Genomic DNA, 18,368 nt, shown 5'->3' on the forward strand with positions numbered 1-18,368 from the left:
AGGTGACCGGCCCGGTAGCTTGGGCATAAGCCACTCCAGGGGTCAGAATCGCTGCTGCACCCAGAGTGCCGGCCAGCAGCGTTTTCCAGTAGTTCGCGTGTTTCACGGGCATGTTTCTCTCCTTGTTCTTTTCCTCACACCTTTTTGGCTGTAGGGATGTCTTCTAGAGGTAACCAATTGCCTAACTCAAGAACAAGTCTGGCAACTGCGGACTTCGGTGAAGACATGATGTGGAGATTATGATACAGCCGAAGTCCACATCCTCTTGCTGTCCGGCCTGCCCTACAGTTAATGCGGTGTCCCCACATCTGTGGCCAAGACATGGGTATCTGTTCCCGCCATTCTCACACCTACACCGAGCCTGTAGCAAAGACCTGGGCAGATCTCACGCAGTGCGCTTTTTGTAGCCCATGGCCTCGTCTTAAGCTCAACCTCAAGCTCTTCAATGTCAGCATCCTTATCCCCACAGAGGAGTTGATTATTCTTATTCAATGAAGGGATCCAACCCAGTGGATCCCTACTTAGCAACTTGGATGTCAGCGCAGGGATTTTAAGAACTAGAAAGTAAACACAGCTCGCAAAGCCCCCACGCCGATGGTTGGGTCGTTGTCTCCGGGTCTGCCGCCATTGGGGTTGCTCACAAAGTAGGCAGCAGGCGTTAGAGTAATGTACTCGTTGACCGGGAAGCTGTAGTAGACGTCCACAACGAAGGGGCGAGTATCCCACACTCCGTCGTTGTCTGTGGTCACGATTGGCTGCCCAAATACAATCCCGCCTTTGGCACCCTCCACAAAGAGGTCAGGGAAAACAAAGCCAAAGAGGAAACCATTAAAGTCTTCCTCTCCCGGATCCACAGTACCAGCCGGTACCACATTGGGCAGGTTGTAATCCACATTGCCAGCCGTAAACCAGCCAGACAAGGTAATGCGAGGGCTGATTTCCCAGTTGGCTGCGACTGTAAAGGCGTTTACCCGCGCAGAGACATTGACCTGCGTTCTTCTTACCGGCCCGCGGAAGAGACTTTTACCCGTGGCCAGGAAGGTGGGGCCGTCGTTCGCCTGCTGCAGGTAGGTGGAAGCAAATTGGAGGTAGAACTCCAGACCCTTTGTCGGCAAGAAGCCCAGCTCGACGGTGTGAGCGCTATCATCACCTGTTAAGCCACTATCGCCAAAGCCTCTCCCCAGAGCTTGACCTCTTCTGGTGCTGTAGGCGTAGGCTAAACGAAACTGGTCGCTCAAACGGTAGCGAAAACCAAATAGGGTTCCGCTGGGCACATCTGCCGTAGAGTTGGGAGCATCGGCAAAGTCCGACAGAGCATCAAAGGGCGTGCTGTACTGCAGAACGCTCGACACTCCCGTACCCGTAATGCCCGTGTAGATAGTAGCAGCGCGGTCGAAAGCAGGAAATTGATAAACCAGCTGGGCAAGGGTGAAGGTACCACCTGCACCCCCCTGGAAGCCAACGCCTGGGTCACCCTCAAAGAAGGTAGTAACCGCATCGCGAGCTTGTAGGCGGATACGCAAGCGATCCCGGCCAACAAAGGAGGCATCGAAGTTCAGGCGTACCCGATAGGGAAGAGTCATGTTTGCCTGATTTTGCTCGGCTACCACTCTTCCTTGTACGACCCGGTCTTCTGTAAGAGCGCTACCAAGAATTGCGGTAATGACCTGAGCGTTAAGCTTGGTAACTGGGTTGAAGATCTTCCCTTTCAGATCGTTAATCTCAGCCTCTGCCGCATCCACCCGCCCGCGCAGGGCTGCCAGCTCAGCAGCAAATTCCTCTTGCAAGCGCTGCAGAGTGGCCAAGTCTTCCTTGGAGACTTTGTCGGCCAAACCGGCTGCAATCAACTCATTGATGCGATCCAAGCAGGCGTTCATACCGGCGGCAAACTCAAAGCGAGTCATAGCCCGGTTGCCGCGGAAGGTGCGGTCAGGGTAGCCGGCAATACAGCCGTAACGCTCGACCAGCGATTGCAGTGCTTGGAAAGCCCAGTCAGTGGGCTGCACATCAGAAAGTTCAGAGATGGAGGTGACGGGCCCAGTAGCTTGGGCATAGGCCACTCCAGGGGTCAAGACTGCTGCTGCACCCAGGGTGCCGGCCAGCAACGTTTTCCAGTAGTTCGCGTGTTTCGCGGGCATGTTTCTCTCCTTGTTCTGTGTCCTCACACCTGTCTCGGCTGTGGCGATGTCTTCTAGAGGTAGTCAACTGTCTAACTCAAGCACGAGTCTGACAACTGCGGACCCTCGAAAAACATGGTACAGCCCTGTTTCACATCGTCTACCACTTTACACACTTTTTCTTTTTGAATGAGACTCAACGTGAGGCTCAACGGCGGCAGACGCTCCAGGCCCCATACCCATTACTTTACCTCAGGGATCCGACCCTGACTAGCGGGTGCACGCCAAAGCCGAGACAGAGCTCCTAAGTCGCGGGCTGAAGCGGGGATGGGCGGTACCGGACTCGAACCAGTGACATCCTGCTTGTAAGGCAGGCGCTCTACCGCTGAGCTAACCGCCCTGGGGGATCCCAGTCCACCGAGTTTAGCATTCCCAAAGAACTATTTCCCCATGCCCAGGCTTTGCGCCTTCTGGTACACCTTCCCCTCGGTCAGGAGGGAGGGGGCGATGCAGATCTCCACCTGCTGCATTTCTCGGAGATTGGCAGCCCCCAGGGTGGCCATGCTAGTGCGCAGAGCACCCCAGAGGTTGTGGGTGCCGTCGTCCAGGCGGGCGGGGCCGCACAAGATCTCTTCCAGGGTGCCGGTGGATCCCACGCGGATGCGGGTGCCGCGGGGCAAGATGGGGCTGGGGGTGGCCATGCCCCAATGAAAGCCGCGACCGGGGGCCTCATAGGCGCGGGCCAAGGGGGATCCGATCATCACTGCATCGGCTCCACAAGCGATGGCCTTGCAAATGTCGCCACCGGTCACCAATCCCCCATCGGCAATCACAGGGACATAGGTGCCGGTTTCCGCCAAAAACTGCTCCCGTGCAGCGGCACAGTCGGCAATCGCTGTAGCCTGTGGTACCCCCACCCCCAACACGCCGCGGGAAGTACAGGCAGCGCCAGGGCCGATCCCCACCAAGACACCGGCAGCTCCGGCCTGCATCAGCTCCAGAGCGACATCGTAGGTAACGCAGTTGCCCACCACAACAGGAATGGGCATCGACCGGCAAAATTGGGCCAGATCCAGCAGTTCCATGCCTTCGGGAACCTTGTGGTGAACGGAAACCACCGTGGCCTGAACGAAAAACAGATCCCCCCCGGCTTCAGCCACCAGGGGGCCATATTCAGCTGCGTGGGCGGGCACACAGCTAGCGGCCGCGATGGCGCCGGCCGCTTTGATTTGGCGGATGCGCTCTTGGATCAGCTCCGGCTTGACCGGCTCGCTGTAGAGGCGCTGCATCAGGGGAACGAACTCGTCTTTGCCGACCGCGGCAATCTGATCCAGCACCTCGTCGGGATCGGCGTAGCGGGTTTGGATCCCGTCCAGGTTGAGCACGCCCATTGCCCCCAGCTTGGAGAGCAAGATGGCCATCTTGACGTCCACCACGCCGTCCATGGCGCTGGCGATGATGGGGATTTGCCGTTGGATCCCTCCCAGGGTGAAGTGGGTGTCCACCAAGCTGGGATCCAGGGTTCGCCTGCCCGGCACCAGCGCGATCTCATCCAGCCCGTAAGCGCGTCTTGCCTGCCGATTGCGCCCCAGTTGTGGGTTCATTTCCCTCCCCTCTGACAGGATCCCTTCTTCCTATCATGCCGCCAACGTGTGATTTGAGACTAGCAAGAGCCGGGTTTTCCCTCCGGTTTAGCTTCGCTTGTCTCTGCCTCAACGGAAGTCTGGCCGGTCTGGCAGAAGCCATACCCTCGCCCGAGTTAAAGCCCTTGTGGAGTTTCCGGCGAGGAAACAGGGCTCTTCCCTTGCAATGAGGGGGGCAGGGGAGTGAAAATGTGGCCTTCTTGCAGGTTGCCGAAGCTGTGGCAGCGCTCGGATCCCCAGCGGAAGCCGTAGAGGGCGATGTAGGCGCACATTAAGGCATCGACTTGGTCTTCGTAGTTTTTGAGTTGGCGGCCCCTAAGGGATCCCACCTCCACTTGGAGCAGGGGCTCGTGGCCTTGCAGAGACGGATCGGCGCTGGCCAAGGCGCGCAGATGTTGCTGGTACAGCCGCCACGCCTGTTCTCGTTGCAGCCAGGTGCGGCGGGGACGCGCTTTGTAGGGGAGGCTGCGGCTGAGGCCAAACAGGCTCACCATGGCGCTGTGGGGGAAGACTTCGGTGATCTGCCGGGCCAGGGATCCCTGCTCGATGCTGGCCTGCTCGCGAAAGCCATAACGGGAGAGAGCTTGCACCAGGGCCTCCCCTCGCACCTGGCCGTTTTTGGCCAAGAGGCGGCGGTTGGCCGGGTGGGCGCCAGCGGCATAGGCGCGAAACACCCGGTTCAGCTCGGCTTCCGCCCGCCGCTGGCCGCTGGGGTTGGGGACGCGCAGGGGGGCATCCACCGCCACCAGGCAGGGATCCCCTCCCGCTTGGGCTTGGATGTAGTCCACAATCTCCTGGTCGGTTTGCAAGAGGCGGTTGTCCCGCAGGTGGCCCGTCAGGTTCGGGGCTTGGGGATCCCCGCTCTCAACCTCCAGCGTTGCCACGCCAGAGGGGTTGCGGGCCGACCAGGCCAGGTCTAGGCCAATGCAGATTAACCGTGCCACGCCGCCTTCTCCTTCCGTTAGTAGGATGGCTCGCCCTCACCCCCCGGACGCCTGGGAGAGGGAAATGCCCAAGAATAAAGGGATCCCAGCCGGGATCCCGGAAGATGGCTGCTCTGACAAGGCAGCAGACTTTCCGCTAGCTGGCGAAGCCTCTGCCTCTTCCTGCCCGAAGATTAGTAGTCGTAGTCATCCACGCCGCCGCCACCGCCAGCGGGCTTGTTGCTCTTGGGCTCCGGCTTGTCTACCACGATGGCCTCGGTGGTGAGCACCATGCTGGCAATCGAGGCAGCGTTTTGCAGGGCAGAGCGAGTGACTTTGGCCGGGTCAACGATGCCCGCCTCAAACATATCCACATAGGCGTCGTTCTGGGCGTCGTAACCCACCGTGAAGGGTTTCTCTTTCACCCGCTCCAGCACGATCGAGCCGTTCTGGCCGGCATTCTCGGCAATGCGGCGCAGCGGAGCGCCCAGCGCGCGGGCAACCAGCATGGCCCCTACCAGCTCATCGCCGGACAAGTTGGCCTGCGCCCACTCCGTTACCGCCGGCATCAGGTGCGCCAGGGTAGTGCCGCCGCCGGGGACGATCCCCTCTTCCACCGCCGCCTTGGTGGCGTTGATGGCATCTTCCAGGCGCAGCTTGCGATCCTTCATCTCAGTTTCGGTGGCCGCGCCCACTTTGATCACCGCCACACCGCCGGAGAGCTTGGCCAGGCGCTCTTGCAGTTTTTCTTTGTCGTAGGTGGAGTCGGTTTCTTCAATTTGGCGACGGATTTGCTCACAGCGGGCTTTGACAGCCGCTTCGTTGCCTTCGGCCACGATGGTGGTGTGGTCTTTGGTTACCGTGACGCGACGGGCCGAGCCGAAGGAGTCGAGACGGGCGTTCTCCAGCTTCAGGCCGCGCTCTTCGCTGATGACCTCACCGCCAGTGAGGATGGCGATGTCTTCCAGCATGGCCTTACGGCGATCCCCAAAGCCAGGCGCTTTCACCGCCACCACGCTCAGCACGCCCCGCAGCTTGTTCACCACCAGAGTGGCCAGGGCTTCTTTCTCGATGTCTTCGGCGATGATCAGCAGCGGACGACCGGCGCGGGCCACTTGCTCCAGCACCGGCACCAGGTCTTGTACCAGGGTGATTTTCTTATCGGTAATCAGGATGTAGGGGTTTTCCAGAACCGCCTCCATCCGCTCCGTGTCGGTGACGAAGTAGGGGGAGATGTAGCCTTTGTCAAAGCGCATCCCCTCCGTCACTTCCAGCTCAGTGGTCATGGACTTGCCTTCTTCCAGGGAGATCACCCCTTCGCGGCCCACTTTGTCCATGGCCTCGGCGATCATGCGGCCCACTTCCTCATCGTTGCCGGCGGAAATGGCCGCCACCTGGGCAATGGCTTTGGAGTCTTCCACCGGGCGGGCATGTTCGGCGATCTTGTCCACCAGGAACTTCACGGCTTTGTCGATGCCGCGCTTGAGGGCAATCGGGTTGGCGCCGGCGGCCACGTTTTTCAGCCCTTCTTTAACCATGGCGTGGGCCAGGACGGTGGCGGTGGTGGTGCCGTCCCCAGCCGTGTCATTGGTCTTGGAAGCCGCCTGACGGATCAAGGAGACGCCAGTGTTTTCAATGTGGTCTTCCAGCTCGATCTCTTTGGCGATGGTTACCCCATCGTTAACAATTTGGGGTGCGCCAAACTTCTTCTCCAGCACGACGTTGCGCCCTTTGGGACCCAGGGTAACGGCTACGGCTTCTGCCAAAATATCCATGCCGTGCTCTAGGGCGCGGCGGGCTTCTTCACTGAAGATGATTGATTTGGCCATAGTCAACCTCTCCGATGCAAATGCAGGTAAGGGTGAAACAGAGTCTTAAGGATTCAATCGTTCGTTGAACTGCTGCTGAATCACTGACTATTACTGAACAATGGCGAGAATGTCCCGCTCGGCCAACAGCACATATTCATCGCTGCCCAGCTTGACTTCGGTTCCGGCATACTTGGAGTAGAGCACTTTGTCGCCGGCTTTCAGTTCCATCGGGATCAGCTTGCCCTCGTCGTTGCGCTTGCCAGGGCCAACAGCAACCACTTCCCCCACCTGGGGCTTTTCCTTGGCAGTGTCCGGCAAGAAGATCCCACCTGCGGTTTTCTCGTCCTGCTGAGCGATTTTGACCAGCACGCGGTCGCCCAGCGGCTTCAGGGTAGAGACGTTAAGAGCTACTGCAGCCATGACGAATGTCCTCCGTGATCCTAAAGCACGAAGCTGAAGTTTTCATTTCCATTAGTTCCACTTCCCCGAAGGGAAGCGACTTAGCACTCTCGACTTACGAGTGCTAGTTTATCAGCCAACTTTCTGGCCTGACAATAGCCTCTGTCGGTGGGATCCCGCTTTTGGCGGGTACGGTCGGGGTGCGGATCCCCCTACTTCTGGGCCTGTTGTGGGATCATGGCCTGAGGTAGGTTGGGCAAGCAGGTGCGGATCCCGTTGTTTCAAGTGGATGCGTTTACGGCAGTGCCTTTTAAGGGCAATCCGGCAGCGGTGTGTTTGCTGCCTCAGGAGCTGCCGGCAGCTTTGATGCGAGCAATTGCGGCGGAGAACAATCTGTCGGAAACGGCTTTTTTGCTGCCCCAGGGATCCGAAGGCGAGGTTCCCCACTATGGGCTGCGCTGGTTTACTCCCACCACGGAGGTAGAACTCTGTGGCCATGCCACGTTGGGCAGCGCCTATGTGCTCTTGACCGAGATTCACCCGGAAGCTCAGGGGGTGGCCTTTTCCACCCGCAGTGGCCGGCTGCAGGTGCGGCGGCAGGGGGAGCGGCTGGCGATGGATTTTCCCGCCCAGTTCCCGCAACCCTGGCCGGAAGGCCAAGAGCAGGTGGCTGCGGCATTGGGGATCCCTCCTCTGGAGTTGTACCGCGGCAGCATGGGGGTAGCGGTGCTGACTTCGGCCCAGCAGGTGCAGCAGCTGCAGCCGGATTGGGAGCGGGTTCAGGCACTGCCTGTTTCTGGGTTGATCGTCACTGCCTCGGGAGGGGATCTAGAAGACCAGCCAGATTTTGTCTGTCGTGTTTTTGCCCCCCAGTTGGGGATCCCGGAGGATCCGGTGACCGGGTCTGCCCAGTGCCTGTTGACACCCTATTGGTCGCAGCGCCTGGGCCGGACTGAGCTCAAAGCCCGCCAGCTCTCGGCGCGGGGAGGCGAGCTGTGGTGTCGCGATCTCGGCACTCGGGTGGAGATTGCCGGGCAGGCGGTGCTGGTGATAGCGGGAGAGCTGAGGATTCCCTAAAAAAACACCCCGGCTGGCTCCGAGGTGCTGGGAAGACTCTCGCGAAGAATAAGTGCGCAAGCTAGCCCAAAAGTTCTGCCGCCTGGATGAGCTCCACTTGCTTTTTCTTGAGCACTAGCAGAAGCTGGGTGATGGCCACCGCTGCCAGGAAGGCCACCAACCACTTCACCCGTTCCGGGTTCTGCAGCACCAGATCCCGCTCCACTTGGCCAAAGCCGCCCACGTTGGGGTTGTTGGTAACCGGATCCCCTTCTTGGACGCTGTCGCCAATGTTAACCACCAACTCCGGCCCCGGCGGCACCACCAAGTGCTTCAGTCCGCCTTCAGTCTCGAAGCTGAGCACCCGCGTGCCCGGCAACTCGTATTCGGGCGGCACCAGGGCGGCCAGCTCAGGCGGCAGATCGCTGAGGTCAGATTCGATGGTGGCGATGCTTGTCAGACGACCCGTGGCAGGAGCGCGGAAGACGTTGTTGTTGCTGAGGCTGCCATCGGGGTTGATCTGGCCACGACCGCGGTTGGCGCCAATGTAAACCCGATATTTCATGAAGGCCACGGAGGGATCCTCCTTCGGGTCAGGGGCGACCACCGGGAAGACGATTTCCTGGTGCTGCTCGCCGGGCAGGGGACCCACCAGGAGAATGTTGGGCTTCTCGTCGCTGTAGGGAGTGATGTAGGTCTCAGCGGTTTCCTGGCGCTGCTCCTCCGTCATCTCCTCCTCGGTGGCCAGGCGGAAGCCTTCTGGCAACACCACCACAGCGCCAACGTTCAAGCCGCCCTTGCTGCCATCCGCCAACACCTGTTGCTTGCTCAAGTCATAGGGGATCCCGACCTTGATGGTGAACACCTGGCCCGGGGTAACTGCCTGCGGCACTTCGGCACGGGCAGGCATGGCGTTCAGGTGGCAGTTGGCACAGACGATTTTCCCGGTGGCCTCGCGCGGGTTGTCGTAGGCCATCTGGGCGTAGTACGGATAGGCTGCTGCCGGAGGGGATCCCGTCCCCAGCAACAGCAGCAGCGCACACAAGGCCAAGTAAATTCGCTTCATAAGTTAGCTCAGAATCTCAATCAAAATTCTCGCAAGCCCTTTGGGGCAATCTCCTCAAAGCTCACAACTCATGCTCTAGCCAGGACTAGCGCAGCAACCTCTCTGGCCTTTTCCCCCACTTCTGACCCGGCTGTGGCCCCTTACAGGGGTCTCTCTGGAGCCTATCGTAACGCCTCAGGCCTCGCGGAAATCGGGGCCTTGCCAGGGGCTGAAGCGAACGTTGTCGCCGTCCACCGTGGCGCTCACCAGCTCCAGGGAGCGGGGAGCCGGCCCCCGGATGACCTTGCCGTTGGCCGCGTACTGGGATCCGTGGCAGGGGCACTTGAACAGGTTTTCCCCCGCGTTCCAGGGCACCACACAGCCGAGGTGGGTGCAAACCGCGTTGAGGCCGTAGTTGGCCACCGCCCCGTTGTCGATCACAATGTAGGTGGGATCCCCCTTCAAGCCTTGGGCCAGCACGCGATCCGTGGCGGCGTGAGTGGCCAACAGCTCACTGACGCTGATGGGCTTGCCGAGAGCATCTTGAGCTATCACACCTTCTCCTGCCCCACCGGAAGAGGGCGGAATAAAATACTTCACCACCGGGTAGAGGGTGCCCACCACCACCACCCCCACCGAGCTGCTGAGGAGGGCATTCAGAAAAACCCGCCGGCTCATGGGGGGTGCCTCGAAGTTGCTAACCGCTTCCGTCATAATGGCCAGTACAAACCTGAGAAGTTTTAATGTTCGTTGACAAATGACATCATCCTAACCGAGCTCCTTGGCTAATATCATTAAGAAATGCAAAGCTAAAGGAAGTGCAAGGGAAGAGGCGGCGGTTTTTCTGCTGCGGCCCAGCTCAGTCCCAACCCAATCCGAGCCAGACCATGACGGGATCCGACTTTCAAGCTTTGCTGCGGGAGAAGTGGGGCTATTCCTACGACGTGCAACTGCGCCGCATGGGGGGCAGGGTGGTTCTGTTGGTGATGTGGCGCTACCTGGAGCAGCCCTCTTTCCCCTTGAGCGAGGCCGAGTATCTGGCTCGCCTGGAGTCTGTCATGGCCCATTTGCAGGCGTGGGGCGTGTGGGAAGCGGTGCAGCGAGAAATTGAGGCTACCCGTCAGAAACCCCGCATAGGCAAGGCGGTGGCCATTCCTTTGAATTTGCAAGGGGTGGGAGAGCGCGCCTCCGAGTGGCTGCTGTAGTCTTCCTCGCCCCCGGCTCTTCCCTGAAGGGGAGTTTGCAATTGCAGCAACCGACAGGTTCGTCCCTATGACGAAAACTCCAGACCTCAGCCGGCCTGCGGCTATCCAACTTCCACCAGGCCGGCCTGCAAGGCATGCAGGAACTGGCGGGCGGTGCGACCGGAAAAGCCGTTCTGCTGTTGCGCCCAGAGGAGGGCTTGGCGGCGCAAGGTATCTAAAGGGTGCGGGAGGCCCAGCCGTTGCGCCAGGTGTTCTACCGTGGCCAGGTAGTCAGCTTGGCTAAAAGGGGTGAAGGTAAGGGTAAGGCCGAAGCGATCCCGCAGCGACAGCTTTTCCTGCACCGTATCCCAGGCGTGGACCTCTTGATCTTGGGGACTGGGACGATCGCCAAAAAACTCGCGGATAAGGTGGCGGCGGTTGCTGGTGGCGTAGAGACGGACGTTGGGCGGTGGTGGAACAAGATCTCCTTCCAGGAGCACCTTGAGCTGCTTAAACTCAGTTTCGTCGGCCTCAAAGGAGAGATCGTCCACAAACAGGACAAAGGGCAGCCCCCACCCTCCCAGATCTGCCAAGATCTGAGGCAATTGACCCAAATCTCCCCGTCTCAGCTCCAAAAGGCGCAGCCCCTGGGAACCGTAGCGGCGCAGCAACGCCTTCACCAGCGAAGACTTGCCGGTGCCCCGCGCCCCATAGAGCAGCACATGCAACGCCGGATCCCCCCGCAGCAGGGCTTCGGTGTTGGCAGCCAACTGCCGTTTCTGCCGTTCATAGCCGTAGATCTCTTCCCAGTCGGGCAAGTCGGGAGTGGGGATCCCCTCTAGCCCTGCCGGCCCCCAGCGAAAGGCCCAATAGCGGCCACAGAGCCCCACCCCCGCTCGGCGGTAGTGGGCGATCAGCGCCTCCAGGCTCAGGCCCCAGTCGGCAAAAGAGCGCGGATCCCAGCCAGGGCTCTCCCCTTCCCCATCCGGCCAAGGGATCCCCAGGCCCAGCGCCCGCATCTGCTCGGCAATGGTCTCCTGGCTATCGGCCAGGATCTGCAGGCAGCGGAGATCGTGGCGGGCCGCTTGCACAAGGGGGGCTGGGATCCCTTGGGGTCGAAGCGCCGCCCGCGAGAAAGGGTTATCGGCCCAGCGGATCTCTCGGATTAGCCACTCCCGCCAGCTCAAGCCCTCCTGGGCCAAAAGCTCAAACCAGCGTCCGTAGGCTCTCCAGCAGGGCAAGGGATCCCCGCTCATCAACTCCTGGGTGAGCTCCTGCCAGGTCAGGGCCAAGGGGTGGGCGCAGATTTCCCGAAACACCAGCAGCTTAGCCGCCGCTTCCGCCGCTTCTTCGAGGGGGGTCATCGCTTCAAGTCGCTCTAACTTGGCGTTGTCAAAGGGGCTGGGGGTGAGGGCCGGTCCAGAGCGCTTAGCGGGCATTGTCCCGCCGGCCCAGCTCGTAGAGGCCACCGCCAACGCAGGCAATCAGACCCCAGGAGACGGCCCAGCTGTTGCCCAAAGAGAGTTCGGTGAGGGCCACCACCACCGCTGCTGCCAGCAAGAAAGGAAGGACGCTGAGCAAAGAGGCCAGAGCTCCGCTGGGATCCCAGGCCAACTGTTTTTCCCAACCCTCCTGCAGGCGGCGGTGCAGCGGCGACAAGCCCCACATCAGCCCCAGACTCCACAGGGCTGTGGCCGCCCACAACGAAGGGCGGATCGCCTCCAGTCCCCCCAGTTCAACCCCCATAGCATCCATCGGCCAGCTCCCAACCTTGCCTTTCTAGGCTAGCGAGATTGGGCCCACTCAGTGGCGGTGATGGTGGTGCCGGGAAATTGGATGGGATTGCCCAGGCTCTGGATCTGGGCCTGGAGAGCCGGCAACAGCCGCAAGTCCAGCAGCGGCTCGCGCAGGATCTCCGCCGGGATCAGATCCCGCTCCAGGGCAAAGTGGGCCGTGTGGCCGGCGGCTGTGCCGATGGCCCATTCCACCGGGTGCACCCGATAGGAGGCGCTGGCAATGCGGCTGGTGGCAATGTTCTTGTTGCCGGCCAAGAGGTTGTCGATGCGCTGGGGGATCAAAGCCCGCAGTGGGATCTGGTAGGGGTAGCTGGGGGCCTGTGCATCCTGGTTGTGGCTGGGGGGCAGGGAAAAATCCGGCAATAGACAATCGTGAAAGTCGATGGGGTACTGGCCCACCCCCACCGAGTCGTAGAAAATAAAGGGCCGCCCGCGATTGAGCTCCGATTCTCGCGTGGTGATATCCGACTCGTAGATGGTAAATCCCTGCGGGTAGGCAGGGCTGGGCCGACCGATGATGCGCCGCGACTCGCGAATGTAGGGGTACTTGGAAAGGCCGCTGGCAGTTCCCATGGGGCTATCGGGCCCCCGCAGGTAGGCATAGCGCAGGTAGAAGTCTTTTTGAAAGTCGGGATCCGCCTGCTGCAACAGAAAATCCGTCCGCCCCGCCACCAGCCAGTAGAAAAAGCCCTTGGCATGCTGCTCGGCCCGCCGCAGCGCCTCCACCCGCAAGCCCCCCATCCAGCCGCCGGGATCCAGTTGGCCTGAGGCTTGCAGTTGCTCGTGGGTGAGAATCAGGTTCATCTCCGGCCCGGTGATGCGCCAGTCGTTGCCCCAGGTCCAGTTTTGCATGGATTGATCCCCCACCCGGATGGCCTCTTCCCCAAAGCCAAACACCTGGCCGCGGATGCGGCGGTAGGTAAAGACCATCCCAAAGTTAAAGCGTGGATGTTCAAAGCTGTAGTAGGGGCCGTGCAGCGGGTCGTTGTAGAACTTGGGCTTGATGGGCACCTGCGGCACAGCAGAGCGCTCCATAACAAAGGTGTAGGTAAACCCCTGGGTGCAGTAGGGATCCCTGTAGGGCTTGGAGCTGGGCTCCCAGCGGCTTTCCCCATCCGTGCCGAGGCGGTAGGGCACCCGCGCCAGCGGCAGCAGCTCGCCGGTTTCGGTAGCATCGATAACCACCCAGGGCAGGGTTTTGCCTTGGCGTTCTGGCGGCGGCTCAAAGCGCAGGATCTCTTTGTCCCAATCCTCGGTGGGCTCTAGGCGGTAAAAATCCAGAAAGTAGCTGGAGAGATCCCCCCGATTCTCCGGCTGGACGCCGGCGTGTTTGGGGATGTTGCGGATGGCCTGCACGCTGCGGATTTGGTAATCCTCGATCTGCAAGTCCTTGACCACCGTCTCGGTAAACAGCCGCAACTGCCCCGACTGCAGATAGGGATCCACCATCTCCCGCAGGACCTGGTGGCCCACCTGGGGCGAGAAGCAGAGCACACTCACCCAGCACTTGCCGGGATTGGGATCACCGCCGTACTTTTCCCGCACCCGGCGGCGAAACTCTCTATAGCCCTGGGGAAAGATCTCGTTTTCCCGCTGCAAGGGCCGCTCATCCAAAGCCGAGACCCCCTGGGCGCTCACCTGGCCGCCAATCCAGTCGGTGATCTCGGTCATGCACACCTGTCGGCCCAGTTGCAGAGCCTCGTAGGCCGCTGCCACCCCCCCCAGCCCGCCCCCGGCGATGAAGATCTCACAGGGGATGCGGGTTTCCGACAAGGGCTGGGCCAGAGCCGCCCCGGCGCCCAGGATCCCGGCCCCCACAAGGCCGCCGCCCCATCCCTTGAGGTTGAACAGAAGTTTCATCCCACCTCCGCCCCGTAACTGGGCCTGTCGGACTTTCCGGCAACTTTTATCATGGGGGAAAGCGCTGCGAGTGCTCATGCCGAATTCCACCTTCGTCATCACCACGCCGATCTACTACGTCAACGCTGCCCCCCACATCGGCAGCGCCTACACCACCCTGGCGGCGGATGCCATCGCCCGTTACCATCGCCTGCGGGGCAAGGATGTGCTGATGGTAACGGGAACCGACGAGCACGGCCAGAAGATCCAGCGCACCGCCGAAGAGCGCGGCCTTCCCCCGCAGCAGCACTGCGACGAGATCGCGGCCCAGTTTGCCCAGCTTTGGCAGTTGCTGGACATCCGCTACGACCGCTTTATCCGCACCACCGACCCTCGCCACAAAGCCATTGTGCGGGAGTTTTTCCAGCGAGTGTGGGATCGGGGGGATATTTTCGTTGGCCGGCAGCAGGGCTGGTACTGTGTTGCCTGCGAGGAGTTCAAGGACGAGTCAGAGCTCTTAGAAGGCGGATTTTGCCCGCTTCACCCCAACAAAAAAGTGGAGTGGAAAGACGAAGAAAACTACTTTTTTCGCCTCTCTCGCTACCAGGAAAAACTGGAAGCCCTCTATGCGGAGCACCCGGAGTTCATTCAACCAGAAAGCCGCCGCAATGAGGTGATCAACTTTGTCAAGCAGGGCCTGCGGGACTTCTCCATCTCTCGCCCCAGCGTCTCCTGGGGGATCCCCTTCCCGGCGGATCCCAGCCAAACCCTTTACGTCTGGTTTGATGCCCTCATCAACTACCTCAGCGCCGCCGTGGATCCCGAGGACGAGCCGACGCTGGAAAACGCCTTGCGCCGCTACTGGCCTGCCGACGTGCACCTGGTGGGCAAAGATATCGTCCGCTTCCACGCCATCTACTGGCCGGCCATGCTCATGTCGGCAGGGCTGCCGCTGCCCAGACAGATCTTTGGCCACGGCTTTCTCACCAAAGATGGCCTCAAGATGGGCAAAAGCCTGGGCAACACGCTGGATCCCTTTGAGCTGGTGCAGCGCTACGGTGCCGATGCCGTGCGCTACTATTTCTTGACTGAAATTGAGCTGGGCAAGGATGGAGACTTTAGTGAGGGCCGCTTCATCGAGGTTCTCAACGCTGACCTAGCCAACGACCTGGGGAACCTGCTCAACCGCACCCTCAATATGCTCAAAAAATACCAGCCCGACTACCGCATCCCCGCCGTCGAGATCCCTGCGGATCACCCCCTCAAAACCCTGGCCGAGCGCCTGGCCCCGACAGTGGCCGACGCCTACGAGCGGCTGGATCCCAGCTCTGCCGCCCGCAAAGCTCTCAGCTTGGCCCAGGCCAGCAACAAATACCTCGACGAGCAGGCCCCCTGGACGTTGCACAAACAAGGGCAAAGCGAGCAGGTGGCCCAGATCCTCTACGCCGTTTTGGAAAGCGTGCGCTGGGTGGCCGTGGCCCTTTCGCCCATCATTCCCAACCTCAGCCTCAAGATCCTGCAGCAGATGGGGTTTCCTTTGCAGGATGTCGCACAACTGCGCTGGGATCCCGATGCCCGTTGGGGCCGGCTTCCGCCTGGGCAAGAGCCCCAACCTCCTGTGCCCGTCTTCCAGAGAATACTCAAGTAGCTCCTAAGAATTGGCGGCATCGGGTTGGGAAGGCTGGGATCCCTCTGGTGTTGCCTTGCCGGCGGAAAGACCCATATCTCCCAAGGAAATGCTTGGCACAGCAGCAGAGAAAGAACGGCCAGCCTGGCCCGAGCGCAGCTGAGAGTTACCCATGGCGGTGGGGGGAGTCTCGCTGGACAGCGCCTGCCAGGCCGCCCGTACCCCTGCCCAAAAGCTGCGGACATTGACCTGAGCGCCGCGGGCTTGCTTGCGGGCCCCTTCCAGGGAGCGGTTCACCTGCTTCACCACCTGTCCGGCCCCCTTGACCCCTTCGTCGAGGCTGTCGGCGATCTCGCTCACTTCCAAGCTGGTCAGACGCAGAGCCTCCAGCGTGGGCGGTAACTCCCGCAGCAGCGTGTCGAAAAAGCGTTCCACGCTCTGGGCGGCTCGACCCAATTGAATGACGGCGGGCAACAGGGTCAGGATCACCGCCAAAATGGCCACTGCCACCAGACCTACCGAGAGGCCCAACCAAAATACCGGCTCGGTCATCGCGCCGCCTCCTCCCGACCTTGGGCTTCTGAGTCGGCTTCCTCCCGGGCGAGGGGACGCAGGTTTTGGGCTTGCATCAGCTCTTGCCGTTTCTGCAACATGGCTTCCCTGCCCACCGCCACTGCCTGCTGCAGCCGCAGCAGGGCCTCATCCAGACTTTTTTGGGCGGAGTCGAGCAGCTTTTCCGATTGGTATTGCAGGCTGGTGGTCACGTCTTCTGCCACTTCCGGCAGGGCCTCTGCCGATTTTTTCAGCAGTCGCCGCGTCTCCCGTCCGCTGCGGGGAGCCAAAAGCAGACCGATGACCGTGCCCACCGCCGTTCCCAACAGCAGCCCGCCGACAAACGCGCCAGTCCGGTTTTCCGCCATGCCTTGCCAGGGTTGAGGGGGGATACAGGTGGCCCCCAAACCAGACTATCAAATGATGCTGTGCTTTGCCGTGGAGGCGTCGAATTGGCTGAAATCTCAGGGGTAGGGGGGATTGGCTGCTGCGGCTGCTCTCCGGGATCCTTGGGGCTAAAGTAGAGGTAGTGCTGTGGGATCTGGCAACTGATGCTCTCTCTGGAGCCCAAGGGCCTGGCAGACGGCCCGATCAACTTGGCGGAGTACATCGACCATACCCTGCTGCTGCCGATGGTGACCCCAGAGGAGATTGACCAGGGGTGTGAAATTGCTCTGCGCTATGGCTTCCCCACCTTTTGTGTGCCTCCGTGCTACGTGCCGCGGGTGGTTGAGCGGCTGCACGGGTCGCCAGTACGGGTGAGCACAGTGGTGGGGTTTCCCCTGGGCACCAACACGGCGGAGGTCAAGCTCTACGAAGCTCAACTGGCGGTGGAGCAGGGGTGCCGGGAGCTGGATGTCCGCCTCAACTTGGCCTGGCTCAAGGCGGGGGAGCTGGATCGCCTCCATGCCGAGATTGCCCAACTGGTGGAAGAAACGGGGGTTTGCGTCAAGGCCATTTTGGAAACTGCCCAGCTCACTGACGAGGAAAAAAAGCTGGCCGCCGAGATCTGCATGGACGCGGGAGTTGCCTTCTTGATGACCTCCACCGGCTGGATGGGAGGGGCGACACCGGCCGATGTGCAACTGCTGTGGCAGCTTAGCCGCGGCAGGGTGGGAGTCAAAGCTTCCGGCGGCATCCGCACCGTGGCGCAGGCGGAGGCGATGATCGCCGCGGGGGCGAGCCGCATCGGCACCTCCTGGGGGCTGGAGCTGATGCGAGAGCTGGAGGCTAGAGGAGCCGGCGGCCCATGAGCGGGGTCACCTACCGGGTGACGGGTATTAACCTCAAAGCGATGCCGCTGGGGGAGGCGGATCGGATCATTACTATTTTGACCCGCGAGCAGGGCTTGATTCGGGCGGTGGCCAAGGGATCCCGTAAGCAGCTTTCCAAGTGGGGAGGGCGGATGGAGCCCTTTGTTGTCAACGATCTGCTGGTGGCGCGGGGGCGTTGGTCGGCCCAAACGGATCCCTCGCAGTGTCTCCAGCGCATCGCCCAGGCAGAAACCCTGCAGAGTTTTCCCCGTCTTGGCCGCAGCCTGGCCCATCTGACGGCGGCGCAGTACTTGGCAGAGGTGGCCCTGCTTTTGGCCCTGCCCAACCAGCCCCAGGAAGAGCTGTTTGTGCTGCTGGTGGAGCATCTGGAGCGCATCGAGCAGGCCCCTGCGACAGAGGCCGTTTTGCCGCTCCTTGTCCATGGGCTCTACCACCTTTTAGTGGTGGGGGGGGTTGCCCCCTCAGTACAAGCCTGCTACTCCTGTGGGGAGGAGTTAGCAGGTGAGGCTTTCTTCTCTCCCCACGCGGGTGGCCTGGTCTGCGATCCTTGTCGGCTGGCGCAGCGGCTCAGCCCAGTTGCCTGGGTCTCCAGTTCTGTCCTGCAGGCCTTAGGATCCCTGCCCAACCCGACCTTGCCCTCGCTGGCCGAGCGTGCGCTGCCTCTGGCGAGTTGGCTGGCGGCAGAACGTCTGTTGCGGCGGGTTTTGGAGCTGCATGCCGACCGCGCAATCCGTTCCGCTGGCCTGCTGGCCAGTTGCTACTCTGTCCCTGTTGCCGAAACCCTCCCTCCTACCCCCAGTGGCCAGGGATCCCCAGTGGCGGCAGCAGCTTTTTCTGAGGAGGATTCCGAAACGCTTGGCAGCAACCTGAAGAAGTTGTGAAGGTATGTATCAAGTCGAGCAAAATAGCTGCACAATAAAGGGTTAAGGCGGGTTAGCAGCCGCTTCTGGATGATAAATTGGGTGGTAGAAAGTAACCTCTTAGTAACTTCTTACGAAGGCCTCTCAGGTTTGGCGGCGGTCGACCGGGGTAGCGTTTGGGGAGGAGTGCCACACCTGTGCTACCGAGCAGGGGCAAGTGAAGTTGAAGTTGGCGCTTTTAA

The 18,368-nt window shown here is 61.0% G+C and carries 17 protein-coding genes and 1 tRNA gene; 5 read left to right on the forward strand and 13 right to left on the reverse strand.

Annotated features, from left to right (window positions below; genetic code table 11):
• Window positions 1-557 precede the first annotated feature (557 nt).
• The 6 genes from SYN63AY4M2_RS00805 to groES form a co-directional block, all read right to left on the reverse strand.
• On the reverse strand, window positions 558-2,138 hold the full coding sequence (locus SYN63AY4M2_RS00805; protein ID WP_099835934.1) for an iron uptake porin: 1,581 nt from the start codon (window positions 2,136-2,138) through the stop codon (window positions 558-560).
• A 307-nt stretch (window positions 2,139-2,445) separates the two neighbouring features.
• Window positions 2,446-2,517 (reverse strand) — tRNA-Val (locus SYN63AY4M2_RS00810).
• Between the two features lie 40 nt (window positions 2,518-2,557).
• Window positions 2,558-3,721 carry a GuaB3 family IMP dehydrogenase-related protein gene (locus SYN63AY4M2_RS00815; RefSeq protein ID WP_099887140.1) on the reverse strand — a complete coding sequence of 388 codons (1,164 nt, stop codon included), beginning with the start codon at window positions 3,719-3,721 and terminating at the stop codon, window positions 2,558-2,560.
• 155 nt (window positions 3,722-3,876) lie between these two features.
• Window positions 3,877-4,704 (reverse strand): DUF429 domain-containing protein, encoded by an 828-nt coding sequence (locus tag SYN63AY4M2_RS00820; RefSeq protein ID WP_011430256.1) that lies wholly within the window; start codon window positions 4,702-4,704, stop codon window positions 3,877-3,879.
• Window positions 4,705-4,877: 173 nt separating this feature from the next.
• The gene (groL, locus tag SYN63AY4M2_RS00825) at window positions 4,878-6,512 is read right to left on the reverse strand and encodes a chaperonin GroEL (RefSeq protein ID WP_011430255.1); all 1,635 of its coding nucleotides are present in this window, start codon (window positions 6,510-6,512) and stop codon (window positions 4,878-4,880) included.
• Window positions 6,513-6,602: 90 nt separating this feature from the next.
• Window positions 6,603-6,914 (reverse strand): co-chaperone GroES, encoded by a 312-nt coding sequence (gene groES / locus SYN63AY4M2_RS00830; protein ID WP_011433225.1) that lies wholly within the window; start codon window positions 6,912-6,914, stop codon window positions 6,603-6,605.
• A 243-nt stretch (window positions 6,915-7,157) separates the two neighbouring features.
• Here groES and SYN63AY4M2_RS00835 point away from each other — a divergent pair, with 243 nt between their 5' ends.
• Window positions 7,158-7,970, forward strand: coding sequence for a PhzF family phenazine biosynthesis protein (locus tag SYN63AY4M2_RS00835; RefSeq protein ID WP_011430253.1), 813 nt, complete (start codon window positions 7,158-7,160; stop codon window positions 7,968-7,970).
• A gap of 61 nt (window positions 7,971-8,031) precedes the next feature.
• On the opposite strand, the gene SYN63AY4M2_RS00840 is transcribed toward SYN63AY4M2_RS00835, so the two are convergent.
• The gene (locus SYN63AY4M2_RS00840; protein WP_099812137.1) at window positions 8,032-9,015 is read right to left on the reverse strand and encodes an apocytochrome f; all 984 of its coding nucleotides are present in this window, start codon (window positions 9,013-9,015) and stop codon (window positions 8,032-8,034) included.
• 174 nt (window positions 9,016-9,189) lie between these two features.
• Entirely contained in the window at window positions 9,190-9,708 is a 519-nt protein-coding gene (locus tag SYN63AY4M2_RS00845; RefSeq protein ID WP_011430251.1) for a cytochrome b6-f complex iron-sulfur subunit, read from the reverse strand.
• 173 nt (window positions 9,709-9,881) lie between these two features.
• On the opposite strand from SYN63AY4M2_RS00845, the gene SYN63AY4M2_RS00850 reads away from it, so the two are divergent.
• Window positions 9,882-10,199: a DUF3067 family protein gene (locus tag SYN63AY4M2_RS00850; protein WP_041439037.1), complete on the forward strand. Its 318-nt coding sequence runs from the start codon at window positions 9,882-9,884 to the stop codon at window positions 10,197-10,199.
• A gap of 101 nt (window positions 10,200-10,300) precedes the next feature.
• On the opposite strand, the gene SYN63AY4M2_RS00855 is transcribed toward SYN63AY4M2_RS00850, so the two are convergent.
• Genes SYN63AY4M2_RS00855 through SYN63AY4M2_RS00865 form a run of 3 tightly spaced genes read right to left on the reverse strand, consistent with a single transcriptional unit; the run spans window position 10,301 to window position 13,834 of the window.
• Window positions 10,301-11,617: an ATP-binding protein gene (locus SYN63AY4M2_RS00855; RefSeq protein ID WP_228375489.1), complete on the reverse strand. Its 1,317-nt coding sequence runs from the start codon at window positions 11,615-11,617 to the stop codon at window positions 10,301-10,303.
• Window positions 11,607-11,924 (reverse strand): hypothetical protein, encoded by a 318-nt coding sequence (locus SYN63AY4M2_RS00860; RefSeq protein WP_041439036.1) that lies wholly within the window; start codon window positions 11,922-11,924, stop codon window positions 11,607-11,609. Before SYN63AY4M2_RS00860 ends, SYN63AY4M2_RS00855 begins: the two co-directional genes overlap by 11 nt.
• Window positions 11,925-11,962: 38 nt before the next feature.
• Complete coding sequence (locus SYN63AY4M2_RS00865; RefSeq protein WP_041438306.1) at window positions 11,963-13,834, reverse strand: FAD-dependent oxidoreductase; 1,872 nt, start codon at window positions 13,832-13,834, stop codon at window positions 11,963-11,965.
• 76 nt (window positions 13,835-13,910) lie between these two features.
• Here SYN63AY4M2_RS00865 and metG point away from each other — a divergent pair, with 76 nt between their 5' ends.
• Complete coding sequence (metG, locus tag SYN63AY4M2_RS00870; RefSeq protein ID WP_011430246.1) at window positions 13,911-15,461, forward strand: methionine--tRNA ligase; 1,551 nt, start codon at window positions 13,911-13,913, stop codon at window positions 15,459-15,461.
• A 3-nt stretch (window positions 15,462-15,464) separates the two neighbouring features.
• On the opposite strand, the gene SYN63AY4M2_RS00875 is transcribed toward metG, so the two are convergent.
• Window positions 15,465-15,992: a hypothetical protein gene (locus SYN63AY4M2_RS00875; protein ID WP_011430245.1), complete on the reverse strand. Its 528-nt coding sequence runs from the start codon at window positions 15,990-15,992 to the stop codon at window positions 15,465-15,467.
• Window positions 15,989-16,360: a YtxH domain-containing protein gene (locus SYN63AY4M2_RS00880; protein ID WP_011430244.1), complete on the reverse strand. Its 372-nt coding sequence runs from the start codon at window positions 16,358-16,360 to the stop codon at window positions 15,989-15,991. The genes SYN63AY4M2_RS00875 and SYN63AY4M2_RS00880 overlap by 4 nt, the downstream gene beginning before the upstream one ends.
• Window positions 16,361-16,543: 183 nt before the next feature.
• Here SYN63AY4M2_RS00880 and deoC point away from each other — a divergent pair, with 183 nt between their 5' ends.
• Window positions 16,544-17,245, forward strand: coding sequence for a deoxyribose-phosphate aldolase (gene deoC, locus SYN63AY4M2_RS00885; RefSeq protein WP_099812139.1), 702 nt, complete (start codon window positions 16,544-16,546; stop codon window positions 17,243-17,245).
• Window positions 17,242-18,147: a DNA repair protein RecO gene (recO, locus tag SYN63AY4M2_RS00890; protein WP_011430242.1), complete on the forward strand. Its 906-nt coding sequence runs from the start codon at window positions 17,242-17,244 to the stop codon at window positions 18,145-18,147. Before deoC ends, recO begins: the two co-directional genes overlap by 4 nt.
• Window positions 18,148-18,368: the final 221 nt, after the last annotated feature.

It is taken from the genome of Synechococcus sp. 63AY4M2 (assembly GCF_002760475.1).
Classification (GTDB): Bacteria; Cyanobacteriota; Cyanobacteriia; order Thermostichales; family Thermostichaceae; genus Thermostichus.